Source organism: Burkholderia pyrrocinia (assembly GCF_018417535.1).
GTDB lineage: Bacteria > Pseudomonadota > Gammaproteobacteria > Burkholderiales > Burkholderiaceae > Burkholderia > Burkholderia pyrrocinia_E.
Map to the genome: position 1 here is coordinate 2256465 of NZ_CP070978.1, position 20083 is coordinate 2276547.

17 protein-coding genes are annotated in these 20083 nt (G+C 62.4%); 13 read left to right on the forward strand and 4 right to left on the reverse strand.

Annotation, left to right across the window (positions count from 1 at the left end; genetic code table 11):
* Positions 1-10 precede the first annotated feature (10 nt).
* The gene (locus JYG32_RS28285; protein ID WP_213265796.1) at positions 11-904 is read right to left on the reverse strand and encodes an amidohydrolase family protein; all 894 of its coding nucleotides are present in this window, start codon (positions 902-904) and stop codon (positions 11-13) included.
* Between the two features lie 170 nt (positions 905-1074).
* Between JYG32_RS28285 and JYG32_RS28290 the strand changes: the two genes are divergently transcribed.
* The 4 genes from JYG32_RS28290 (at position 1075) to JYG32_RS28305 (ending at position 5573) form a co-directional block, all read left to right on the forward strand.
* Positions 1075-1902: a p-hydroxycinnamoyl CoA hydratase/lyase gene (locus JYG32_RS28290; protein WP_213265797.1), complete on the forward strand. Its 828-nt coding sequence runs from the start codon at positions 1075-1077 to the stop codon at positions 1900-1902.
* Positions 1903-1944: 42 nt separating this feature from the next.
* Positions 1945-3396 carry an aldehyde dehydrogenase gene (locus tag JYG32_RS28295; protein ID WP_213265798.1) on the forward strand — a complete coding sequence of 484 codons (1452 nt, stop codon included), beginning with the start codon at positions 1945-1947 and terminating at the stop codon, positions 3394-3396.
* Between the two features lie 91 nt (positions 3397-3487).
* The gene (locus tag JYG32_RS28300; protein WP_213265799.1) at positions 3488-5401 is read left to right on the forward strand and encodes a feruloyl-CoA synthase; all 1914 of its coding nucleotides are present in this window, start codon (positions 3488-3490) and stop codon (positions 5399-5401) included.
* Positions 5391-5573 (forward strand): hypothetical protein, encoded by a 183-nt coding sequence (locus tag JYG32_RS28305; RefSeq protein ID WP_213267534.1) that lies wholly within the window; start codon positions 5391-5393, stop codon positions 5571-5573. The genes JYG32_RS28300 and JYG32_RS28305 overlap by 11 nt, the downstream gene beginning before the upstream one ends.
* 40 nt (positions 5574-5613) lie before the next feature.
* Here JYG32_RS28305 and JYG32_RS28310 read toward each other — a convergent pair whose 3' ends face one another.
* The 3 genes from JYG32_RS28310 to JYG32_RS28320 form a co-directional block, all read right to left on the reverse strand.
* Positions 5614-6594: a PDR/VanB family oxidoreductase gene (locus JYG32_RS28310; RefSeq protein WP_213265800.1), complete on the reverse strand. Its 981-nt coding sequence runs from the start codon at positions 6592-6594 to the stop codon at positions 5614-5616.
* 56 nt (positions 6595-6650) lie between these two features.
* Positions 6651-7694 (reverse strand): aromatic ring-hydroxylating oxygenase subunit alpha, encoded by a 1044-nt coding sequence (locus JYG32_RS28315; RefSeq protein WP_174379517.1) that lies wholly within the window; start codon positions 7692-7694, stop codon positions 6651-6653.
* 86 nt (positions 7695-7780) lie between these two features.
* Positions 7781-8548, reverse strand: a complete 768-nt coding sequence (locus JYG32_RS28320) for a GntR family transcriptional regulator (RefSeq protein WP_213265801.1) — start codon at positions 8546-8548, stop codon at positions 7781-7783.
* Between the two features lie 256 nt (positions 8549-8804).
* Between JYG32_RS28320 and JYG32_RS28325 the strand changes: the two genes are divergently transcribed.
* The 9 genes from JYG32_RS28325 to hpaB all read left to right on the forward strand — a co-directional run bounded on the left by JYG32_RS28325 (position 8805) and on the right by hpaB (position 20069).
* On the forward strand, positions 8805-9299 hold the full coding sequence (locus JYG32_RS28325; RefSeq protein WP_174379515.1) for a MarR family winged helix-turn-helix transcriptional regulator: 495 nt from the start codon (positions 8805-8807) through the stop codon (positions 9297-9299).
* A gap of 286 nt (positions 9300-9585) precedes the next feature.
* The gene (gene mhpT, locus JYG32_RS28330; RefSeq protein ID WP_213265802.1) at positions 9586-10791 is read left to right on the forward strand and encodes a 3-(3-hydroxy-phenyl)propionate transporter MhpT; all 1206 of its coding nucleotides are present in this window, start codon (positions 9586-9588) and stop codon (positions 10789-10791) included.
* A gap of 67 nt (positions 10792-10858) precedes the next feature.
* Positions 10859-11998 (forward strand): porin, encoded by a 1140-nt coding sequence (locus tag JYG32_RS28335; RefSeq protein WP_213265803.1) that lies wholly within the window; start codon positions 10859-10861, stop codon positions 11996-11998.
* Positions 11999-12026: 28 nt separating this feature from the next.
* A complete protein-coding gene (locus JYG32_RS28340) occupies positions 12027-13748 on the forward strand; it encodes a tannase/feruloyl esterase family alpha/beta hydrolase (RefSeq protein ID WP_213265804.1) in 1722 nt (573 codons plus the stop codon).
* Positions 13749-14621: 873 nt separating this feature from the next.
* Positions 14622-15317 (forward strand): hypothetical protein, encoded by a 696-nt coding sequence (locus tag JYG32_RS28345; protein ID WP_213265805.1) that lies wholly within the window; start codon positions 14622-14624, stop codon positions 15315-15317.
* 96 nt (positions 15318-15413) lie between these two features.
* Positions 15414-17066, forward strand: coding sequence for an ABC transporter ATP-binding protein (locus JYG32_RS28350; protein ID WP_213265806.1), 1653 nt, complete (start codon positions 15414-15416; stop codon positions 17064-17066).
* Position 17067: 1 nt separating this feature from the next.
* Positions 17068-17940 carry a JmjC domain-containing protein gene (locus tag JYG32_RS28355; protein WP_213265807.1) on the forward strand — a complete coding sequence of 291 codons (873 nt, stop codon included), beginning with the start codon at positions 17068-17070 and terminating at the stop codon, positions 17938-17940.
* A 443-nt stretch (positions 17941-18383) separates the two neighbouring features.
* Positions 18384-18563 carry a hypothetical protein gene (locus JYG32_RS28360; RefSeq protein WP_213265808.1) on the forward strand — a complete coding sequence of 60 codons (180 nt, stop codon included), beginning with the start codon at positions 18384-18386 and terminating at the stop codon, positions 18561-18563.
* 84 nt (positions 18564-18647) lie between these two features.
* A complete protein-coding gene (hpaB, locus tag JYG32_RS28365) occupies positions 18648-20069 on the forward strand; it encodes a 4-hydroxyphenylacetate 3-monooxygenase, oxygenase component (RefSeq protein WP_249744680.1) in 1422 nt (473 codons plus the stop codon).
* Positions 20070-20083: the final 14 nt, after the last annotated feature.

The window sequence follows — 20083 nt, forward strand, 5'->3', positions numbered from 1 at the left end:
ACTCGGCGTGTCACGCGCGCGGCGCGTCGAGCCCCAGCCCCAGCAACGCCACTGCGTTGTCCTTCAGGATCAGCGGATGTACGTCGGGCCGGAACCCGGCGCCGTGGAAATCCTCCAGCCAGCGATCCGGCCGGATCAGCGGAAAATCCGATGCGAACAGCACCTTGTGCCTGAGCAGCGTATTCGCATACTTGACCAGCTCCGGCGAGAAGTACTTCGGCGACCATCCCGACAGGTCGATGTAGACGTTCGGCTTGTGCAGCGCGATCGACAGCGCCTGCTCCTGCCACGGCCACGACGGGTGCGCGATCACGATCTTCATGTCCGGGAAATCGGCCGCGACGTCGTCGAGGTGAATCGGTTCGGAATACTTCAGACGCAGCCCGCCGCCGCCGCGCATGCCCGACCCCATCCCCGAATGCCCGCTGTGAAAGACGGCCGGCAGCCCATATTCGGCGATCACCTCGTAGATCGGATACGCGAGCCGGTCGTTCGGAAAGCATCCCTGCATCGTTGGGTGGAACTTGAAGCCCTTCACGCCGTGTTCGTCGATCAGGCGGCGCGCCTCGCGCGCGCCGAGGCGGCCCTTGTGCGGGTCGATGCTCGCGAACGCGATCATGACGTCGGCGTTGTCCTGCGCGAACTGCGCGATCTCCTCGTTCGGAATGCGGCGCCGGCCGATGTTCGTCTCGCAGTCGACGGTGAACATCACGAAGCCGATGCGGCGCTCGCGGTAATACGCGATCGTCTCCGGAATCGTCGGCCGGCGGCCCTGCTTCAGCACCGTGCCGAAGTACTTGTCGGCCGCGTCGTCGAATGCCTTCGCGAACAGGTCGGGCGGCTGGCAGCACGACACTTCGGCATGCACGTGCGTGTCGATGGCGATCAGGTTGCGGACGTCCAAGCGTGTCTCCTCATGTCGTGAAGCACCGGCGCCGCGCGGTGCGAAACCGCGCGTTCGTGCCCGTTTAGGGGTTTGTCCCGAGCCGCTTCCATTCTACTTTACATATCAGGTTACCTGATAGTAAATTGGCATCGAGTCGCGCAGGGCGGCACGGTCATTGGAGAACGAAGATGAGTTACGAAGGTCGCTGGAAAACGGTGAAGGTCGCGGTCGAGGGCGGGATTGCATGGGTCACGCTGAACCGCCCGGACAAGCGCAACGCGATGAGCCCGACGCTGAATACGGAGATGATCGACGTGCTGGAAGCGGTCGAGCTCGACGCCGAGGCGCAAGTGCTCGTGCTGACCGGCGAGGGTGACGCATGGACGGCCGGGATGGACCTGAAGGAGTATTTCCGCGAAGTGGACGCGGGCCCGGAGATCCTGCAGGAAAAGATCCGCCGCGACGCGAGCCGCTGGCAGTGGCAACTGCTGCGCATGTATGCGAAGCCGACGATCGCGATGGTCAACGGTTGGTGTTTCGGCGGCGGTTTCTCGCCGCTCGTCGCGTGCGATCTCGCGATCGCGGCCGACGAAGCCGTGTTCGGCCTGTCGGAGATCAACTGGGGCATCCCGCCGGGCAACCTCGTCAGCAAGGCGATGGCGGACACGGTCGGGCATCGCGAGGCGCTGTACTACATCATGACCGGCGATACCTTCACCGGGCAGCAGGCCGCGAAGATGGGGCTCGTCAACAAGAGCGTGCCGCGTGCGCAACTGCGCGACGAAGTGCGCGCGCTCGCCGCGAAGCTGCTGGACAAGAATCCGGTCGTGATCCGCAATGCGAAGCACGGCTTCAAGCGCTGCCGCGAACTGACGTGGGAGCAGAACGAGGACTACCTGTACGCGAAGCTCGACCAGGCGAACTATCGCGATCCGGAAGGCGGCCGCGAGCAGGGGCTCAAGCAGTTCCTCGACGACAAGAGCATCAAGCCGGGCCTGCAGACGTACAAGCGCTGACGCGCGACGCGGCACGCAACCGGACCGAGTGGAGACAGCGAAATGCACGAAGTGAGTTTGTTGATCGACGGCGTGTCGCGCGGCGCGTCGGACGGCGGCACGTTCGACCGGATCGATCCGGCGACGGGACAGGTGGCGTCGCGCGCCGCCGCGGCGACGCTCGCCGATGCGGATGCCGCGGTCGCGGCGGCCGCGCGCGCGTTTCCCGCGTGGGCGGCGCTCGCGCCGACCGAGCGCCGCCGGCGGCTGCTCGCGGCGGCCGACCGGATGGACGCGCGCGCCGGCGAATTCATCGAGACCGGCCGCGCGGAGACCGGCGCGATGGCGAACTGGTACGGCTTCAACGTGATGCTCGCGGCGAACATGCTGCGCGAGGCCGCCGCGATGACGACGCAGATCGACGGCGCGGTCATTCCGTCCGATGTGCCGGGCAGCCTCGCGATGGCCGTGCGCCAGCCGTGCGGCGTCGTGCTCGGCATCGCGCCGTGGAACGCGCCGGTGATTCTTGCGACCCGCGCGCTCGCGATGCCGCTCGCGTGTGGCAACACGGTCGTGCTGAAGGCGTCCGAAGGCTGCCCGGGCGTGCACCGGCTGATCGGCAGCGTGCTGCATGACGCGGGGCTCGGCGATGGTGTCGTCAACGTGATCACGCATGCGCCGCAGGACGCACCCGCGATCGTCGAACGGCTGATCGCGAACCCGGCGGTGCGGCGCGTCAATTTCACCGGGTCGACGCGCGTCGGCCGGATCGTCGCGACGCTCGCCGCGCAGCACCTGAAGCCGGCGCTGCTCGAACTCGGCGGCAAGGCGCCGGTGCTCGTGCTCGACGACGCGGATCTCGATGCGGCGGTCGACGCGGTCGCGTTCGGCGCGTTCTTCAACCAGGGCCAGATTTGCATGTCGACCGAGCGCGTGATCGTCGACCGGCAAGTCGCCGACGCGTTCGTCGAGCGGCTCGTCGCGAAGGCGCGCACGCTGAAGGCCGGTAACCCGGCCGCACCGGGCGTCGTGCTCGGCACGCTGGAAAGCGCGGCGGCCGCGCAGCGCATCGCGGCGCTGGTCGCCGACGCGGGCACACACGGCGCGGCGTTGCCGCTCGGCTGCGAAGTCGACGGCGCGGTGATACAGCCGACGATCGTCGACGGCGTCACGCGCGACATGAAGCTCTACGCGGACGAATCGTTCGGGCCGGTCGTGACCGTGCAGCGCGTCGACGGCGACGAAGCGGCGCTTGCAGCCGCGAACGACAGCGAATACGGGCTGTCGGCCGCGGTGTTCAGCCGCGACATCGCACGCGCGATGCAGGTCGCGAAACGGATCGAGTCGGGCATCTGCCACATCAACGGCCCGACCGTGCACGACGAGGCGCAGATGCCGTTCGGCGGCGTGAAGGCGAGCGGCTACGGCCGGTTCGGCAGCAAGGCGTCGATCGCCGAATTCACCGACCTGCGCTGGATCACCGTGCAGACCGCGCCGCGCCACTACCCGATCTGAGCGCGCCGCCGCGTCGCGGCAAAGACAACGACACAATGAAGTTCCCGCCGCGCGCCGCGAACGCGCCGGCGGAACCGACTGGAGACAGACCTTGGATGCGGATCCGACCCAACTGCGCGACATTCCCGCCGCGCAGCCCGCCCCCGCCGGCTACCGCCCCGTTGCGATCGGTACGGCACCGCCCGACATCGCGCAACGCGACGGCTGCTGGACCCTGCGCGCAGCGACCGCGCTCGGCGCGTATCCGCGCCGGCTGACCGACCGGCTCGTCAGCGGTGCGCAAGCGCATCCGGACCGCTGGCTCGTCGCGCGGCGCGGCCCCGACGGCGCGTGGATCGGCATCAGCTACGCGCAGATGCTCGAACGCGCGCGCGCGATCGGCCAGGCGCTGCTCGATCGCGGGCTGTCGGCCGAGCGGCCGGTCGCGATCCTGTCCGGCAACGATCTCGAACATCTGCAGGTCGCGTTCGGCGCGATGTGGGCCGGCATTCCGTATGCGCCGCTGTCGCCCGCGTATTCGCTCGTGTCGAGCGACTACGGCAAGCTGCGCCATGCGCTGGCGCTGCTGACGCCGGGGCTCGTGTTTGCCGCCGACGGCAATGCATTCCGCGCCGCGCTCGATGCGACGGTGCCGGCCGACGTCGAGCGCGTGGTCGTATCGGCGGCGGACGGGATGCGCGGCGTCACGTGCTTCGCGTCGCTGCTCGACACCGCGCCGGGCAGCGTCGACGCCGCGCACGATGCGATCACGGGCGATACGATCGCGAAATTCCTGTTCACGTCCGGTTCGACGCGGCTGCCGAAGGCGGTGCCGACCACGCACCGGATGCTGTGCAGCAACCAGCAGATGCTGCTCGAAACGTTTCCGCAATTCGGCATCGAGCCGCCGGTGCTGGTCGACTGGCTGCCGTGGAACCACACGTTCGGCGGCAGCCACAACGTGGGGATCGCGCTGTACAACGGCGGCACGCTGTATATCGACGACGGCAAGCCGGTTGCCGGCAAGTTCGACGAGACGCTGCGCAACCTGCGCGAGATCGCGCCGACGGTGTACTTCAATGTGCCGAAAGGCTGGGAGGAGCTGACCGCCGCGCTTGAAACGGACGCGGCGCTGCGCGCGACCTTCTTCTCGCGCGTGAAGATGTATTTCTTCGCGGGCGCGGGGCTGTCGCAGGCCGCGTGGGACCGGCTCGAGCGCGTGACGCTCGCGCACTGCGGCGAGCGCATCCGGATCATGGCGGGCCTCGGAATGACCGAGGCCGCGCCGTCGTGCATGTTCACCACCGGGCCGATGTCGGGCGCCGGCTACATCGGCCTGCCCGCGCCCGGCTGCGACGCGAAGCTGGTGCCGGTCGACGGCAAGCTCGAGGCGCGCTTTCGCGGGCCGAACGTGATGGCCGGCTACTGGCGCGCGGGCGGCGACGACACGCGGGAAGTATTCGACGACGAAGGCTACTACCGCAGCGGCGATGCGGTGCGCTTCGTCGACCCGCAGCGTCCGGAGATCGGGCTGATGTTCGACGGCCGGATCGCCGAGGATTTCAAGCTGTCGTCGGGGACCTTCGTGAGCGTCGGGCCGATGCGCGCGCGGATCGTGTCGAACGGCGCGCCGTATGTGCAGGACGCGGTCGTGACCGGGATGAACCGCGACGACGTCGGCGCGATGATCTTCCCGCGCATCGACGATTGCCGCCGCCTCGCCGGCGCGGGGCCGGACGCCGGCGTGCGTACCGTGCTGCAGGCGCCGGCCGTGCGCGCGTTCTTCACGGACCTGTTGGCGCGGCTGAACCGCGACGCGACCGGCAGCGCGACGTTCATCACGCGGCTGTGCCTGCTCGACACGCCGCCGTCGCTCGATCTCGGCGAAATCACCGACAAGGGTTCGATCAACCAGCGCGCGGTGCTGACGCAGCGCGCGGCGGTGGTCGAAGCGATGTATGCGCGCGATGCGGCCGATGTGGCCGATGCGGGCGTGATCGTCGCCGGCGCGGCGCGTGGCGCATAAGGCGCGCACGCTGCGCATCGGCGGCGACGCGCCGTGCGACGATCCGTTCCGTGCGGACAAGCGCGCGGTCGGCGCTTACCTCTTCGACTATCCGCTCGCGCTCGCGCTAGTCGAGGCCGGGTGCCGGGCGTCGTTGCCGGCTGCAGCGGCGCAAAGCCGGCTGTCGGCGTGAACAGGCGGCGCGCGGCGCGCCGAGCGCGCCGCGCGCACCTTCACAGATCCAGCACCAGCAGCGGCGTAACCGCACGCGAACAGCACGGCAACATCTGATCGTTGGCCGCGCGTTCGTCGTCGGTCAGGTAGACATCGCGATGATCGGGCGTGCCGGACAGCACGCGCGTGAGACAGGTGCCGCACACGCCCTGCTCGCACGACACCGGCACCTCGATTCCGCAGCCGCGCAGCGCTTCGACGATCGTCGTGCCGGCAGGCACGTCGACGACGCGGCCCGATTGCGCGAGCGATACCTGGAACGTGCGATCGCCTCCGTCTTCTCCCGGGGCAGTTGCGGCGTCCACGCCGGTCGCGCCCAAGCCGGCCGCGCCGAAATACTCCCGATGCACATTCGCAGGATCCCAGCCGGCTTGCGCGGCCGCCGCGAGCACGGCGCCGATGAACCCGCCGGGGCCGCACACGTACAGGTGCGTGCGCGCATCCGGCTTCGCGAGCACGCGCGGGAAATCGATGCGCTGGCCGCCCGGCGCGTCGTCGAACCAGAGCCGCGTGCGGGCCTTGAGCCCGGGCGTGTCGAGCCGGTCGAGGAACGCGACGCGCGCCGGCTCGCGCGCGCAGTAATGCAGCTCGAACGACTGGCCGGTCTCGATCAGGTGCGCGGCCATGCTGAGCAGCGGCGTGATCCCGATGCCGCCGGCGAGCAGCACGCTGTGCGCGGCACGCGGGTCGAGCGGGAAGTGGTTGCGCGGCGCGCTGATGTCGAGCGTCGTGCCGGGCTCGCATGCGTGCATCGCGAGCGAGCCGCCGCGCGACGCGGGCTCGCGCAGCACGCCGAGCCGGTAGACGCCGGCCTCCGACGGGCTGTTGCACAGCGAATACTGGCGGACGAAGCCGCCGACGTGAACGTCGATATGCGCGCCGGCCGTAAATGGCGGCAGCGCCGTGCCGTCTGCCGGCGCGAGTTCGAACGCGCAGATGTCGGTCGCGACGGGAAGCTTGCGGATGAGCGTGACTTTCATGGGGAATGGTGAAGTAGGGGTGGCGCACCGCCATGCGGCGGCGGTGCGGCACGCGGTCAGCACGGCAGCGCGGCGGCGCGCTCCTGGTCGATCAGCCGGTCGAGCACGCGTCGCGACTGCACGCCGCCCGCGTCGATGTTCAGCTTCAGCAGCGGCCGGCCCGGCCAGCGCAGCAGGTTGCGCTGCTGCGCTTCGAGCATGTCGAGATCCTCGGCGAAGATCGCGCCCTGTCCGTTGCGGATCGTCTCCGTCAACGCGCGGTCGTCCACCGCGAAACTGCGCGCCATTCCCCAGAAGTACCAGATCGACGTCTCGGTTTCCGGCGTGATGAAATCGACGACGATGCTCGACACCTTGTCGCGCGGGTCCGCGTGATAGCCGCCCTTGCCCGCATGCGCGACGCCCACCTCGATCATCACGTGGCTCGGCGGCGTGAAGTGGCAGATCTGCCAGCGATCGCAGCGCACGTCGTCGGCGAGCCCGTTGCCGCGCAGCGCGGCGGCCCAGAACGGCGGCGGCACGATGCCTTCCATGAAGCGGCTGGTCGTGACCGTGTCGCCGTTCACCTTCGTCGCGGGCGGTGCTTCCTCGATCTCCGGCTGCCCGATGCTCGATGCATGCACGTAGGTCTCGTGCGTGAGGTCCATCAGGTTGTCGATCATCAGCCGGTAATCGCAGTCGATGTGATAAAGACCGCCGCCATACGCCCAGCCCGGATCGTCGGCCCAGTGCAGCCGGTGTATCGTCGCCGGATCGGCCTGGGCCGGGTCGCCCGGCCACACCCACACGAAGCCGTGCCGCTCGACGGCCGGATAGCGGCGGATCGCCGGCATGCCGCCGACGCGCTGGCACGGCATGCTCGTGCACTTGCCGTCCGCGCCCATCGTCAGCCCGTGATAGCCGCACACGAGCCGGCCGTCGCGCACGGTGCCGAGCGATAGCGGCGCGCCGCGGTGCGGGCAGAAATCCTCGAGCGCGGCGACTGCGCCGTCCGCGTCGCGAAAGAACACCATGCGTTCGCCGCAAATCTGCCGCCCGAGCGGCTTGCCGGCGAATTCGTCCGGCGTGCAGGCCACATACCACGCGTTTTTCAGGAACATGCGTCTCCTCCATGGCGTGCGCGCACGCCGTGTGTATCGTTGGACAAGCGGCGCGTCGTGCGCCGCGCGAAGGTGCCGCGTGCCGGTCAGCCGGCGTCGCGGCGAATCAGGTTGCCGCCCTTGAGCTTCGTCATCGCGCGCTGGTTGTCGAGCACGCGCCGCAGGTTGTCGTGCGCGATCTGCGCGTGTTCGCGCATCAGCGCTTCCGCGCGCGCGCCCTGGCGGCGTTCGATCGCGTCGAGCACGGCGCGATGCTGGGCTTGCGCGACGATCAGCGTTTCGTGCGCGCGCGGATCGAGCGACTGCACGACGACGAACGCGCTCGCGGACGCGAACGGCAAGGTCGCGACCTTGTCGATCTGCCGCGCGACGACGTCGCTGCCGGCTGCGGCCGCGAGCAGCCGGTGGAAGCGGGCGTTCGCGTCGACGTAGCGCGAGAAGGTGTCGTCGGTCAGCGGGCCGGCGAGCAGCACGTCGATCTCGTCGGCGCACGCGCGCAGGTCGCGCAGCATCGACGGCGGCACGCCACGTTCGGCCGCGAACCGCGCGGCGAGCCCTTCGAGCGTGCCGCGCAGTTCGATCGCGTCGCCGATCTCGCGCGCCGAAAACGCGCGGACCGCGAACCCGCCGGTCGAAATCGGCTCGATCAGCCCCTCCTCCTGAAGCCGGATCAGCGCCGCGCGAACCGGCGTGCGCGATACGCCGAGCCGCTCGACGACCCACAGTTCGGAAATGCGTGCGCCGGGAGCGAGCTCTCCGCCGACGATGAGCTCGCGCAGGCCGAGCAGCGTGCGGACGGTTTGCGACGGGGAAGCGGTGCGGGTGTCGGAAGGCGGGGCGTCGAGGTCGGTCATGGCGGATATCGGGGGCTGTACCGCATTGCCGGTGCAGGCGTGCGGTGTTATCAGGTTACTTGATAAAATTGTATACATCGCTGCCGCATGATCAAGCTGAATCGTACAAATAAGCGGGTAAACCACGATCTAAACCATCGGATGGGATTTGCGTTGTATACAGCGCATCGGTCGCCGCGATGCAGGCGATGCGAGCGTGTCCGCCACGCGGGCCGCGTGAGGTAAGATGGCCCGCGATATTCCTCCCGACACCTTCATGAGTTCGACACCCGTCAAACCGGCCGGCGCGAAACGCGCTGCCCGCGCCACCGAGGCCAGGCCGCCCATGCGTGCCCAGCAGCGGCTGACCTACCTGATCGGCAATCTCGATCGGCTGCTGCGCCGCCAGATGAGCGATGCGCTCGCACCGCTCGGCGTGACGCTCGCGCAATACACGGCGCTGTCGGTGCTCGAGGCGCGCGGCGCGCTGTCCAATGCGCAGCTCGCGGTGCGCTCGTTCATCACGCCGCAATCCGCGAACGAGGTGATGGTCGCGATGGCGGGCCGCGGTTTCGTCACGCGCGAGGCCGATCCGAATCACGGCCGCGTGATCCTGCTGCGCCTGACCGACGAAGGCTCGGCGATCCTGCGCGAATGCGAACGGGTGCTGCGGCCGCTCGAGCGCCGGATGCTCGGCGACGACCTCACCGCCGCCGACGCCGTGCAGGTTCAGCGCACGCTCGAGCTGTTCGTGCGCAACCTGCGCGACTGAACCGCGCTTTCGCTTCATTCGTCGCTCCGCACGGCCTTGCCGGGCCGGCTTCCGCGCGCGTTGCGGGTTAACACCGGCGCACTGCGCACTTGAAATATCAGGTTACCTGTTATTAAATCGTCCCGTCCTTCGATGGGATGACGGTCCGCACGACCGGCTGGTCGCGCGGATTTTATTTCGGACAATGAATCAGGCTACCTGATAATTACTGAAGCATGGTCCGATCACGATAAAGACACCGCGCATGCGTCCCGGCATGACGCGCAGTACAAGGTTTGGAGACGATATGGACACTTCCGTTGCCGAGAGGCCGGCCGTCGCGACGACGCTCGGTCTGTGTTTCGCGATCGCGCTGCTCGAGGGGCTCGACCTGCAGTCGGTCGGCGTCGCCGCGCCGCGCATGGCTCACGAGTTCGGGCTCACGGTTTCGCAGATGGGGCTCGCGTTCAGCGCAGGCACGTTCGGGCTTCTGCCGGGCGCGCTGCTCGGCGGGTGGCTCGCCGACCGGATCGGTCGCAAGCACGTGCTGATCGCGTCGGTCTGCCTGTTCGGGCTGCTGTCGATCGCGACCGCGCAGGTGTCGAGCTTCGCGATGCTGGTCGTCGTGCGCGCGCTGACCGGCCTCGGCCTCGGCGGTGCGATGCCGAACCTGATCGCGCTGTCTTCCGAAGCGGCCGACGCGCGCTCGCGCAGCAGCGCGGTCGCCGTGATGTACTGCGGCATTCCGTTCGGCGGCGTGATCGCGTCGTTGATCGGCGTGCTGCTGGCCGGCGATACCGAGTGGCGGCACATCTTCTACGTCGGCGGCATCGGGCCGCTGCTGCTCGCCCCGCTGCTGCTCGCGCTGCTGCCGGAATCGCGTGCGTTCCTCGACGTCAGCGCATCGGGCGCCGCGCGCCCGAGCGTCGCGCAGACACTGTTCGGCGGCGCGCGCACGGGCACCACGCTCGCGCTCTGGCTCAGCTATTTCTGCACGCTGATCGTGCTGTATTTCCTGCTGAACTGGCTGCCGTCGCTGATGGCGGCGAAGGGGCTCGCGCGCAGCCAGGCCGGGATCGTGCAGATCTTCTTCAACATCGGCAGCGGCCTCGGCGTGCTCGGTATCGGCATGTCGATGGACCGGCTGCGGCCGTCGCGGGTCGTCGGCGGCATGTACGCGGGGATCGTGCTGTCGCTTGCCGCGCTCGCGATCGCGCCCGGGCTCGTATGGCTGTCCGCCGCGGCGTTCGCGGCCGGGATGTTCGTCGTGGGCGGCCAGTCGGTGCTGTATGCGCTGGCCGCGATGTACTACCCGACCGCGATGCGCGGCACCGGCGTCGGCTCCGCGGTCGCGGTGGGCCGGCTCGGCTCCGTGGTCGGCCCGCTCGCGGCCGCCGAGTTGCTCGCGATGGGCCGCAGCGCATCGGTCGTGATCGGCGCGAGCATCCCCGTCACGCTGGTCGCCGCCGTCGCGGCGCTGGTGCTGATCCGGCGTCCGCAGGCGCACGACTGAGTTTGTTTACTTTCAACCACGAGCGCCGGCAGAGCGCGATATCGACGCAGGTCTGGAGACACTTACCATGAAGCACACCAAAGCCTTGCTGGCGGCCGGCGCATGCGCGCTGGCCGCGACGAGCGCGCACGCACAATCGAGCGTGACGCTGTACGGGATCATCGACACCGGCGTCGAATTCGTGTCGCACGCGAACGCGGCCGGCGATCACGTGGTGCGGATGCCGGCCGTGACCGGCGAGATGCCGTCGCGCTGGGGCCTGCGCGGTAGCGAGGATCTCGGCGGCGGCTACCAGGCCGTGTTCGTGCTCGAAAGCGGCTTCAACGTGCGCGGCGGCGATCTCGGCCAGGGCGGGCGGCTGTTCGGGCGGCAGGCGTTCGTCGGGCTGAAGGGCGGCTTCGGCACGCTCGCATTCGGCCGCCAGTACACGATGACCTACCTCGCGCTGCAGGGCGCGGACATCATCGGCCCCGATATCTACGGGCTCGGCTCGTTCGACGCGTACGTGCCGAACGGCCGCGCCGACAATGCGGTGACCTACATCGGCATGTATCGCGGCGTGACGCTCGGCGCCGCCTATTCGTTCGGCCGCGACAGCGCCGGCACCGGCAACTCGCCGGGGCAGGGCACGTGCGCGGGGCAGGTGCCGGGCCACGCGGTCGAATGCCGCAACTGGTCGGCGATGCTCAAGTACGACAGCGCGTATTTCGGCGCGGCGGCGTCGTACGAGGAGCAGCGCGGCGGCACGGGCGCGGCCGCGAACTTCTTCGACGGCGTCGCGCCGGTCGCCTTCACGAGCAGCGCGGGCAAGGACGCGCGCGTGCACGTGAGCGCGTATGCGCAGGCCGCGGGCGCGCGGCTCGGCGCGGGCTGGATCGGGCGGCGCGTGTCGACCGGTTCGCCGGCCGCGCCCGGCGCGCATTCGGATCTGTTCTTCGTCGGTGCGTCGTATGCGGTCAAGCCGGACTTCATCGTCGACGGCGAAGGCTACCGGATCGTCAACAGCGCGCACGACACGCGCGCGACGATGGCGACGCTGCGCGCGACCTATCTGCTGACGAAGCGCACGTCGGTCTACGCGCAAAGCTCGTATCTGTGGAACAGCGCGCATGCGCGCTACGCGGTCAGCGGCGGCGGCCCCGGCACGACGCCCGGTGAGGGGATGGGGCAGCTCGGCGCGATGGTCGGCGTCAAGCACATGTTCTGATCCGGCAACCTGACGAACGGGAGATATCTTGAACAGAAAATCTGCATTCCTCTGCATTGCGCCGCTGTCCGCCGCGATGCTTGCCGGTTGCGGCGGCGACGATTCGGTCAACGCCGTGCCCACGCACCTGAGCGCCGCGACGCCGGCCGCGATGGCGCAGACCTGCGACGCGCTCGCCGCGAAGCTCGCGTATGCGAGCACGTCGTTTACGTCGGTGACGACCGCGGCCGCTGGCGCGCTGACGGTGGCCGGCCAGCCGATCGCCGAGCACTGCGTGATCGAAGGGAAGATGAACCAGCGTGTGAGCGCGGTGGACGGCAACACCTATGCGATCGGCTTCGAGATGCGCTTGCCGAAGGCATGGAACGGCCGCTTCTTCTACCAGGCGAACGGCGGGCTCGACGGCAACGTCATGACCGCGACCGGCGAGATCGGCGGCGGCGGGCCGCTGTCCGATGCGCTGAACCAGGGCTTCGCGGTGATCAGCTCGGATTCCGGGCACAGCGCCGCGCAGAACCCGCTGTTCGGCATCGATCCGCAGGCGCGGATCGACTACGGCTACGGCGCCGTCGATGCGCTGACGCCGATGGCGAAGCAGGTGATCCGCCTCGCCTACGGGAAGGCACCCGACCGCAGTTACTTCGGCGGCTGCTCGAACGGCGGCCGTCACGCGATGGTCACGGCCGTGCGCAACGCGGGCGACTATGACGGCATCATCGCGGGCGATCCGGGTTTCCATCTGCCGAAGGCGGCGATCGGCGAGATGTACGGTGCGCAGCAGTTCGCGAAGATCGCGTCGGCGACCGGATCGAACGGGCTGCCGGACATCCGCAGCGGCTTCACGGATGCGGAGCGCCGGTTCGTCGGCGCGAAGATCCTCGACAAATGCGATGCGCTCGATGGGGCGGCCGACGGGATGGTGCAGGATGTTGCCGCGTGCCAGGCGCACTTCAGCGTCGAGACGGACATCCCGACCTGTGCGAACGGCACGCGCACCGGTGCATGCCTGACGCCCGCGCAGAAAACCGCGCTCGAGAACGTGTTTGCGGGGGCGCGCAACAGCGCGGGCACGGCGCTCTACGCGAGCTTTCCGTACGATCCGGGCGTGGCCGGCGGCGGCTGGGCCGCGTGGAAGCAGTCCAATTCCATCACGCTCGATCCGGTCGCGATGGCGTTTACGTTCATGTCGCCGCCGAAAACCGCGGCGGTGCTCGCGAACGTGCCCGGCTTCGCGCTCGGTTTCGACATGGACAACGACGCGCCGGCGATCTTCGCGACGAGCGGCATGTACGCGCAATCCGCGTGGTCGTTCATGACGCCGCCCGACGAGACGAACCTGACTGCGCTGAAGTCGCGCGGCGCGAAGCTGCTCGTCTATCACGGCACGGGCGACCCGGTGTTCTCGTTCAACGACACGAGCGACTGGTACGGGCGGCTCGCGCAGGCCAACGGCGGCGATGCGTCGAGCTTCGCACGCTTTTATCCGGTGCCCGGGATGAATCATTGTTCGGGCGGGCCGGCGGCCGACCAGTTCGACATGCTGACGCCGCTCGTCGCGTGGGTCGAGCAGGGGCACGCACCCGCCGCGATCGTGGCCGCCGCGCGCGACGCGACCAACGCGGTGCCGAATGCGGACGTGCCGGCATCGTGGGGCGCGGGGCGTACGCGCCCGCTGTGCGCATATCCGCAGGTGGCGCGCTACAACGGCTCGGGTGACGTGAATTCGGCGGCGAGCTTCAGTTGCCGTTGACGTAGCCGTCGATGGGAGGCGACCGGTGTGCTATCGTGCGCCGGTCGCCTCATGTGTGCAACCGCTCACTTACTCGCCGGGTTCGACCGGCACTTCGAGCCCGACCTTCACGCGGCTCATGCTCGATGGCGTAGTCCGGTCTGAAGCCAGAATACGTCCAATTGCGTCGAACACGAAGAATCCAACTCACTTCTGCTGATGATTCTGCTCGAGTGCCAGCATCGAGTCGCTATCTCGCCCAAAGAGGCGTCCGTCAATCTAACGTCAGCGCTTCCTTTCATCGACCGATAGTGATCGTCCCCCGAGGAAATCGCACGCCGAGTCGTGTGTGAGCGGTTTGACCTCATTCCTCACAGTACCGCGTTCGGCAACGTACTCAATTGACCCATCTATGCCGGGAAGAGATATCTGCCGGGCTAACTCTCACGATTGAACTACGCGCGCGGTTCTGCTCTTAACGTCTCAGAGCAGGAGGCAATAGCGGCGTACAACCGTCCGGCGACGCTTGACAGGGTTTCTATATTCAGGGCTTTGCACAAATCGTGCAGCGAATATCGATCAATTGTGCATCCCGACGTTTCTCCAACGTATGTTGTTCGTGTTGCACGATAGATAGGTTACTGCGCCGGCTTTCCTCTGAACGAACTCATAGCCCTGACACACCGGTCAGTCAAGCCACATATTTATTGTTCTTGAATAACTCAACCAATAATTTCATTTTTTTGAATGAAATTTGGAAATTATTAATGAGCATTTCGAACTTGTCTTATGGACTTGTGTTTTTCGAGGCGGCACTCTCGCAAGAATGCATTGTGACGTTGTGGCAAGTGTGTCTTCGTATCTATTCGGATGATTATTCAGATTGGAGAACCTATGAGTGCCGTCGTGGATTGCAATTATAACGTTGTCGATTTCTTGTATCCGGAAGCATTGGCTCGATACGAGCATGAGGGTGTGATTGGGAAATTCAGAGATGAGTGGGATGTCGAGGAAGCGGAGGCGATCGATATCTTCTCTGAAACAAAGAAATTTCTTTTTGTATCGGAGTATGCGCAAAAGCAATGCGTTGAGTTTGAGGTTGATGAGCCGATTCTGATGATAGATAAGATGTGGCATCACTTTATTCTTTTCACAAAGGACTATGAGAAATTTTGCCATCATTTTTTTGGTAAGACGCTTCATCACATACCATTCTGTTCGGCGCATTTGGCCCAGAAAATAAAGAAGCTAGTTCAGAGTGGCACAACTCTGAAGGATCATAATCGAGCTCGTCTGGAGCAGCAGCTCAATTTCATTGGCTCAACATTTGGGGATGAGACGCTCAGGAAGTGGTATGTGGAGTACGGGGAGAAATATTCGTTAAAGAAAATGAATGTGTTGAAAAGATCGATCAATCATGGTGCGCCTGATAAATCAGGGGTGTCAATGAATTTGCAATCGACCTTGGGAATGACAAATGGCGAATTAATATCGGAAATCGTTAAAAAATCGGAAATTACGATGGGCTGTGGTAGACGAGGATGCGGTATGTATTGCACCTGCAACTCTTCACGTGATCTTTATGCATGATGTTGAGTGGCCTATAAGATCAGCTGCCCTGAATGGATGGTGTGCGCAATCAAGCTTGGGGCAGCAGTTTGGGTGAAATGAAATAAAGGGTGGCGTGTGTCTAAGTATATTTATAAATTGCTGGTCCTTTATAGGTGGTATTTTAGTGCTGTGCTGGTCCTTGCGTGTTTGAGTGCGGTGCTAAATACGTCGTTTGGCGCGATGTTGAAGTGGTTGACGGACGGCCTGCAACACGGAAGGCAGGATGTGATTTTTTATTTTATTGCACTATTTTCGTTGCAAAGATTCTTGCTCCCAATCGCGGGTGCTGGCGGGACATTGGTTTCGAATAAGCTCGCGAATCGAATCGAAAGCGACGTCCGTGACAGATGGTATGAGCACGTTGTGCGAATGGATTACCGTAATGCTAGCCATAAGAATTCCGGAGAATATCAAAAGAAAATCCAGGAGGCGGTTGCTTCAGTACGAGCTCTGTTAAACAACACTTTAAGATCACTGCTTTCGATCACGCTTGAAATTGTGTCCGTCACGCTATTTTCGGTTTGGCTTGTGGGGTGGCGAGCGGGCGCGATTTTGATTTCGTTCGCGGTGGTTTACTCTGCTTTTGTCATCTATGTCACGAAGAGGCGAGTGCCGTTGATGAGGGATATCGTAAAATTGGATGCTGAATGTTCGGCATTCATGCACGACAGCTTTATCAATTCGGATTCCATTTCCCCCGCTGTTATGGCGGAAAGAATAAATCGCCACCATGCATTGCTGGCAAAGCTGGAAATTAGAAAGGATGGGAATTCAAATAGGCTATTTGTTGACAGTCTTGTTTCCTCTGTTATATGTCTGGTGGTGTGTTTCGCGAGTCTCATGCTGTACTACGGACAGGGGGGGGATTCGATTGGAGTCGTTGTCATGCTTGCGACCGGGTTGGCGCAATTGATTTCTCAGATCAATGCGCTTGGATTCAATTATCGTAATGTTCTCGGTGCGAAGATTGATATATTGAGGATTTCGGAAGGATTGAGAATTGAGGGGGATTTAAATTGTGATGCGGGTTGTCCGGTGTTGGATGGAGGCCGATATAAATTTTCCTTTCGAGATTTCAGAATGGCAGACTCATCGAACAGAAACATGCCGCCAATCAACGGGGATATCACGATCGAACTGGGTTCGTTGAACATACTGCGTGGCCCAAGTGGAATTGGAAAAAGTACTGTTGCACGTGCAATGCGCGGAGAAATTCGCTCTTCGGCAGAGCAATTACTTATAAATGGTGCTGACGTAATTGGTCTGGATTCGGATTTGTTGTTGAAAAAGATGGGTTATGTTTCTCAAGACAATATCATCTTCAATGAGTCTATCGTCGAAAATCTTCGCTATGGTAAACGCGGTGCTACGCCAGAAGAAATCGTCGATACGCTTACAAAGGTTGGGCTTCACAAATTTACGGGCGATCTCGAATATGTCGTGGGCGAAAAGGGTGGTCGACTTTCTGGCGGGGAGCGCCAGAGACTGGTTATCGCCAGGGGATTGCTGCAAGAATGTGACATCTTGATACTTGACGAGCCATTTTCCGGGTTGGACGAAAAGAGAGCCTCCGATCTTGCAGGTACTATAGTGCGCCTCGCGGATAGCACTGTCATATTCGTGATTATGCATCAGCGTCCAGAGGCAGTTTTTAATTCTAGTTCAACGATTAACTCGCACGTCATGGAGGAGTTTGGCGGCGAGATTCATATTAAGCGTGGGAGGTAGCATGCTTAGTTCCGGAGATTTCTTGTCTGAGGGGCTTAATTTGCGGCCCTATGCATTCGACTCGATAAACGTCGATCGAATCGCCACTTGGGATGAAGTCAATTCGCTCTTATCGAGTGGGCTGATCGATTATCCGAGGATCCGGATTGCTGCTGCAGGCAATGACTACAGCCGCGGCTATAACGGATTCCTGCGCTATTCGATCTCGGAACGGGGGGAGCGACGACCAAGAGTGGTTCCTGGCGTACTGCGCAAGGTACTGAGCGATGGTTGCGCAATCATCATTGACAACTGTGAAGCATTCTTCCCGGGTGTTAGTGCGCTGACAGAGGAAATCAGCGATTCGTTTTGCTGCCGGACGTGGGCCAACTTGTATGTCTCACCCAAGGGGCCAGGCGGATTTGGTTGTCACTTCGATGACCATGATGTTTTTGCCATACAGATTCATGGTGTCAAACGATGGGTAGTATATGCACCTACATACCACTCGCCGAATCGAGGGGATAAGAGTTTTCATTTTCCGCTCCCTAAGGGGGAACCACTTAAAGAATACACGCTATCCACGGGTGATGGCTTGTACTTGCCTTTCGGATATTGGCACGACGTCGAGGCTATTAGCGATATTTCGATGCACGTGACAATTGGTCTCGATTTCGTCAGAAGGGCGGATGTGCTGAAGCTATTCATCGACGAGCTAGCTAAGAGTCGCTTTTTTCGCGACAAGGTGAACTATTCGACGACTACAGCCGAGGCGCGTGAGCTGAAGGAGAGGATAGTCGATGCGATAGGAGAGCTGGATATGGAAATGTTACTTGACGAGTTGCGTGGGCAGTGGCGCGAAAGAAAAGCCGAGTTTAATTTTCCGACGCTTTGATGCGTGCATCACGTACAACGATAATGAAGGTCGGATTACGCTATGCCTCATGGCATGCGATGTATTGGATGATGAATACATGTTTCGGTCGGCAACCGCGGGTGCCGCTTGTAGAGAAGCTATAGAAATTGGTGCTTACCCAGATTGAAGGCGAGCGCATGTGTGACGCAAAGCGCGCGCGAACGAGCGGGTCGATCAGTGTCAATTAGGATTTCTATATTGTTTTGGGTACGAAAAATAAATACTCGATAATGCAGATTCGGGAGGTTTGGATTAATGCTTACTTGCATGGAGAGGTGGATTGGCTTGACTATCTTGAGATTCCTTTGTTTTTCGTGATTAGAAATGGGCGGAGCATATCGAAGTCTGAGGAAATTGAGTTCATAGAGCGAAGTCGAAGAAAATTTCCAAACAGACGCGCGGATAATGTCGAGTATACCGAAGTGGTCGACCAGATGCAGGAGCGTAAGTACTGGGGCACAGTATCCGGTTCGGCGAAAATCAAAAAAAATGACGCGATAGCCAGTCAATTTTATTTCTTTGAATTGTGGTTGGTCGTCGACAATCGTTGGCAGATCGCAAAGCTCTGCATTGAAGATATCGATCATAAGCAGGAGTCTTGATGATGATCGATGCTTGTAGAAATAAGGAAACTATGTCCATGTCGCTCGCTTTTTGACGATGAATACCAAGGTGCAAGAAAAGGGGTGAATTTCTTGCAGCGTCTCGAGAACTATCCTCCAGAGCTTTGGTATCAGGGTGAGCGGGTCACAAGCATTCGAGATACCGCAGGGCTCAGAAATGGCGTAGAGACACTCGCTGCGCTCTACGACTACCAATGGGATCACAGTGAATTTATGTTGGAGACTATTGATGGTAGGAGGGTAAGCAGGTCCTTTTCCATCACAAAGAGTCGAAGTGATTTGTTGGCCGTTGGTAAGGCGCTGCTTACTGGCGCTGAGTTTAGTCAAGGTATGCTCGGCCGTGATCCGGCTTACCTAAATAGATCAATTGCTTCGTTCGCAGGATGCGCGGATTTTTTTGACATCGGGGGGCGGGGATTTTCCGGTAATGTCAGGGAGTATTTTCGGTTTGTGCGGGACAATGATCTTGCTCTCACACACACTCTCTTGAATCCGCGAGCAAATCGTCGCGTCGGACCGGCATTTCAAGATGATCCGACTGTATCCGCCCATGTTACAAGAGAAACAGATGCTGGCATCTATATAACAGGTGCTAGGTTGATTGCTACACTTCCTTTTGCCGATGAGATTGCGGTCTTTCCGGCAAGGTTGCTGGACGTCTCGGATGCGTCGAAAGCGTATGCATTTGCGTTCGTTCTGCCGACCTGTACCCCAGGATTGAAGTTCATCTGTCGCGAGTCCCTTGATTATGGGATGGGACGAAAAAATCATCCTCTTGGTGCACGATACGAGGAAATGGATGCCGTAGCACTGTTTGACAACGTATTCGTTCCATGGGAGAGGGTATTTTGTTATCGTGATATAGATATATGCAATCGTTTCTACGACGCGACCGGAGCAACCGCACACATCACCTATCAAGTGGTGTGCAAGAATATTGTCAAAGTGGAGTTCTTTCTCGGACTTATTTCCCTGATGATTCGCGGTTCCGGGCTCGAGTTATTTCAGCATATTCACGATAAGATGGCCGATGTCTGGGCTGGCTGGCAAACTATGAAGGCGTTCAAGGCAGCTTCCGAGGCCGGAGCAAGGCCAAACGATTTTGGTGTTCTGGTTCCTGATTGGGAGCCGCTAGAGGCTGCTCGGTTCTTGTTTCCTCGCATATACCCCCGGATCGTGGAAGTCGTGCAGCAGATTGGTGCTAGCGGTTTAGTGGCATTGCCGACGAGCCAGGATTTGGATGGGCCGATGCGCGGCGAGATCGATAAATATTTTCAAGGCATGAGACTGGAGGCGGCAGACAAGATTGATCTGTACCGACTAGCGTGGGACGCTTCAATTTCTGCATTCGCTGGTCGTCAGGTCCTCTACGAGCGATTCTTCTTCGGCGATCCAGTGAATATGGCGACACGAATCTTCCGAAGCAACCCATGCTCGGAATTGATGGAGCGCGTGAGTGAATTTATTCACAATAACGTGGATTAGCTGCTTTTGATATC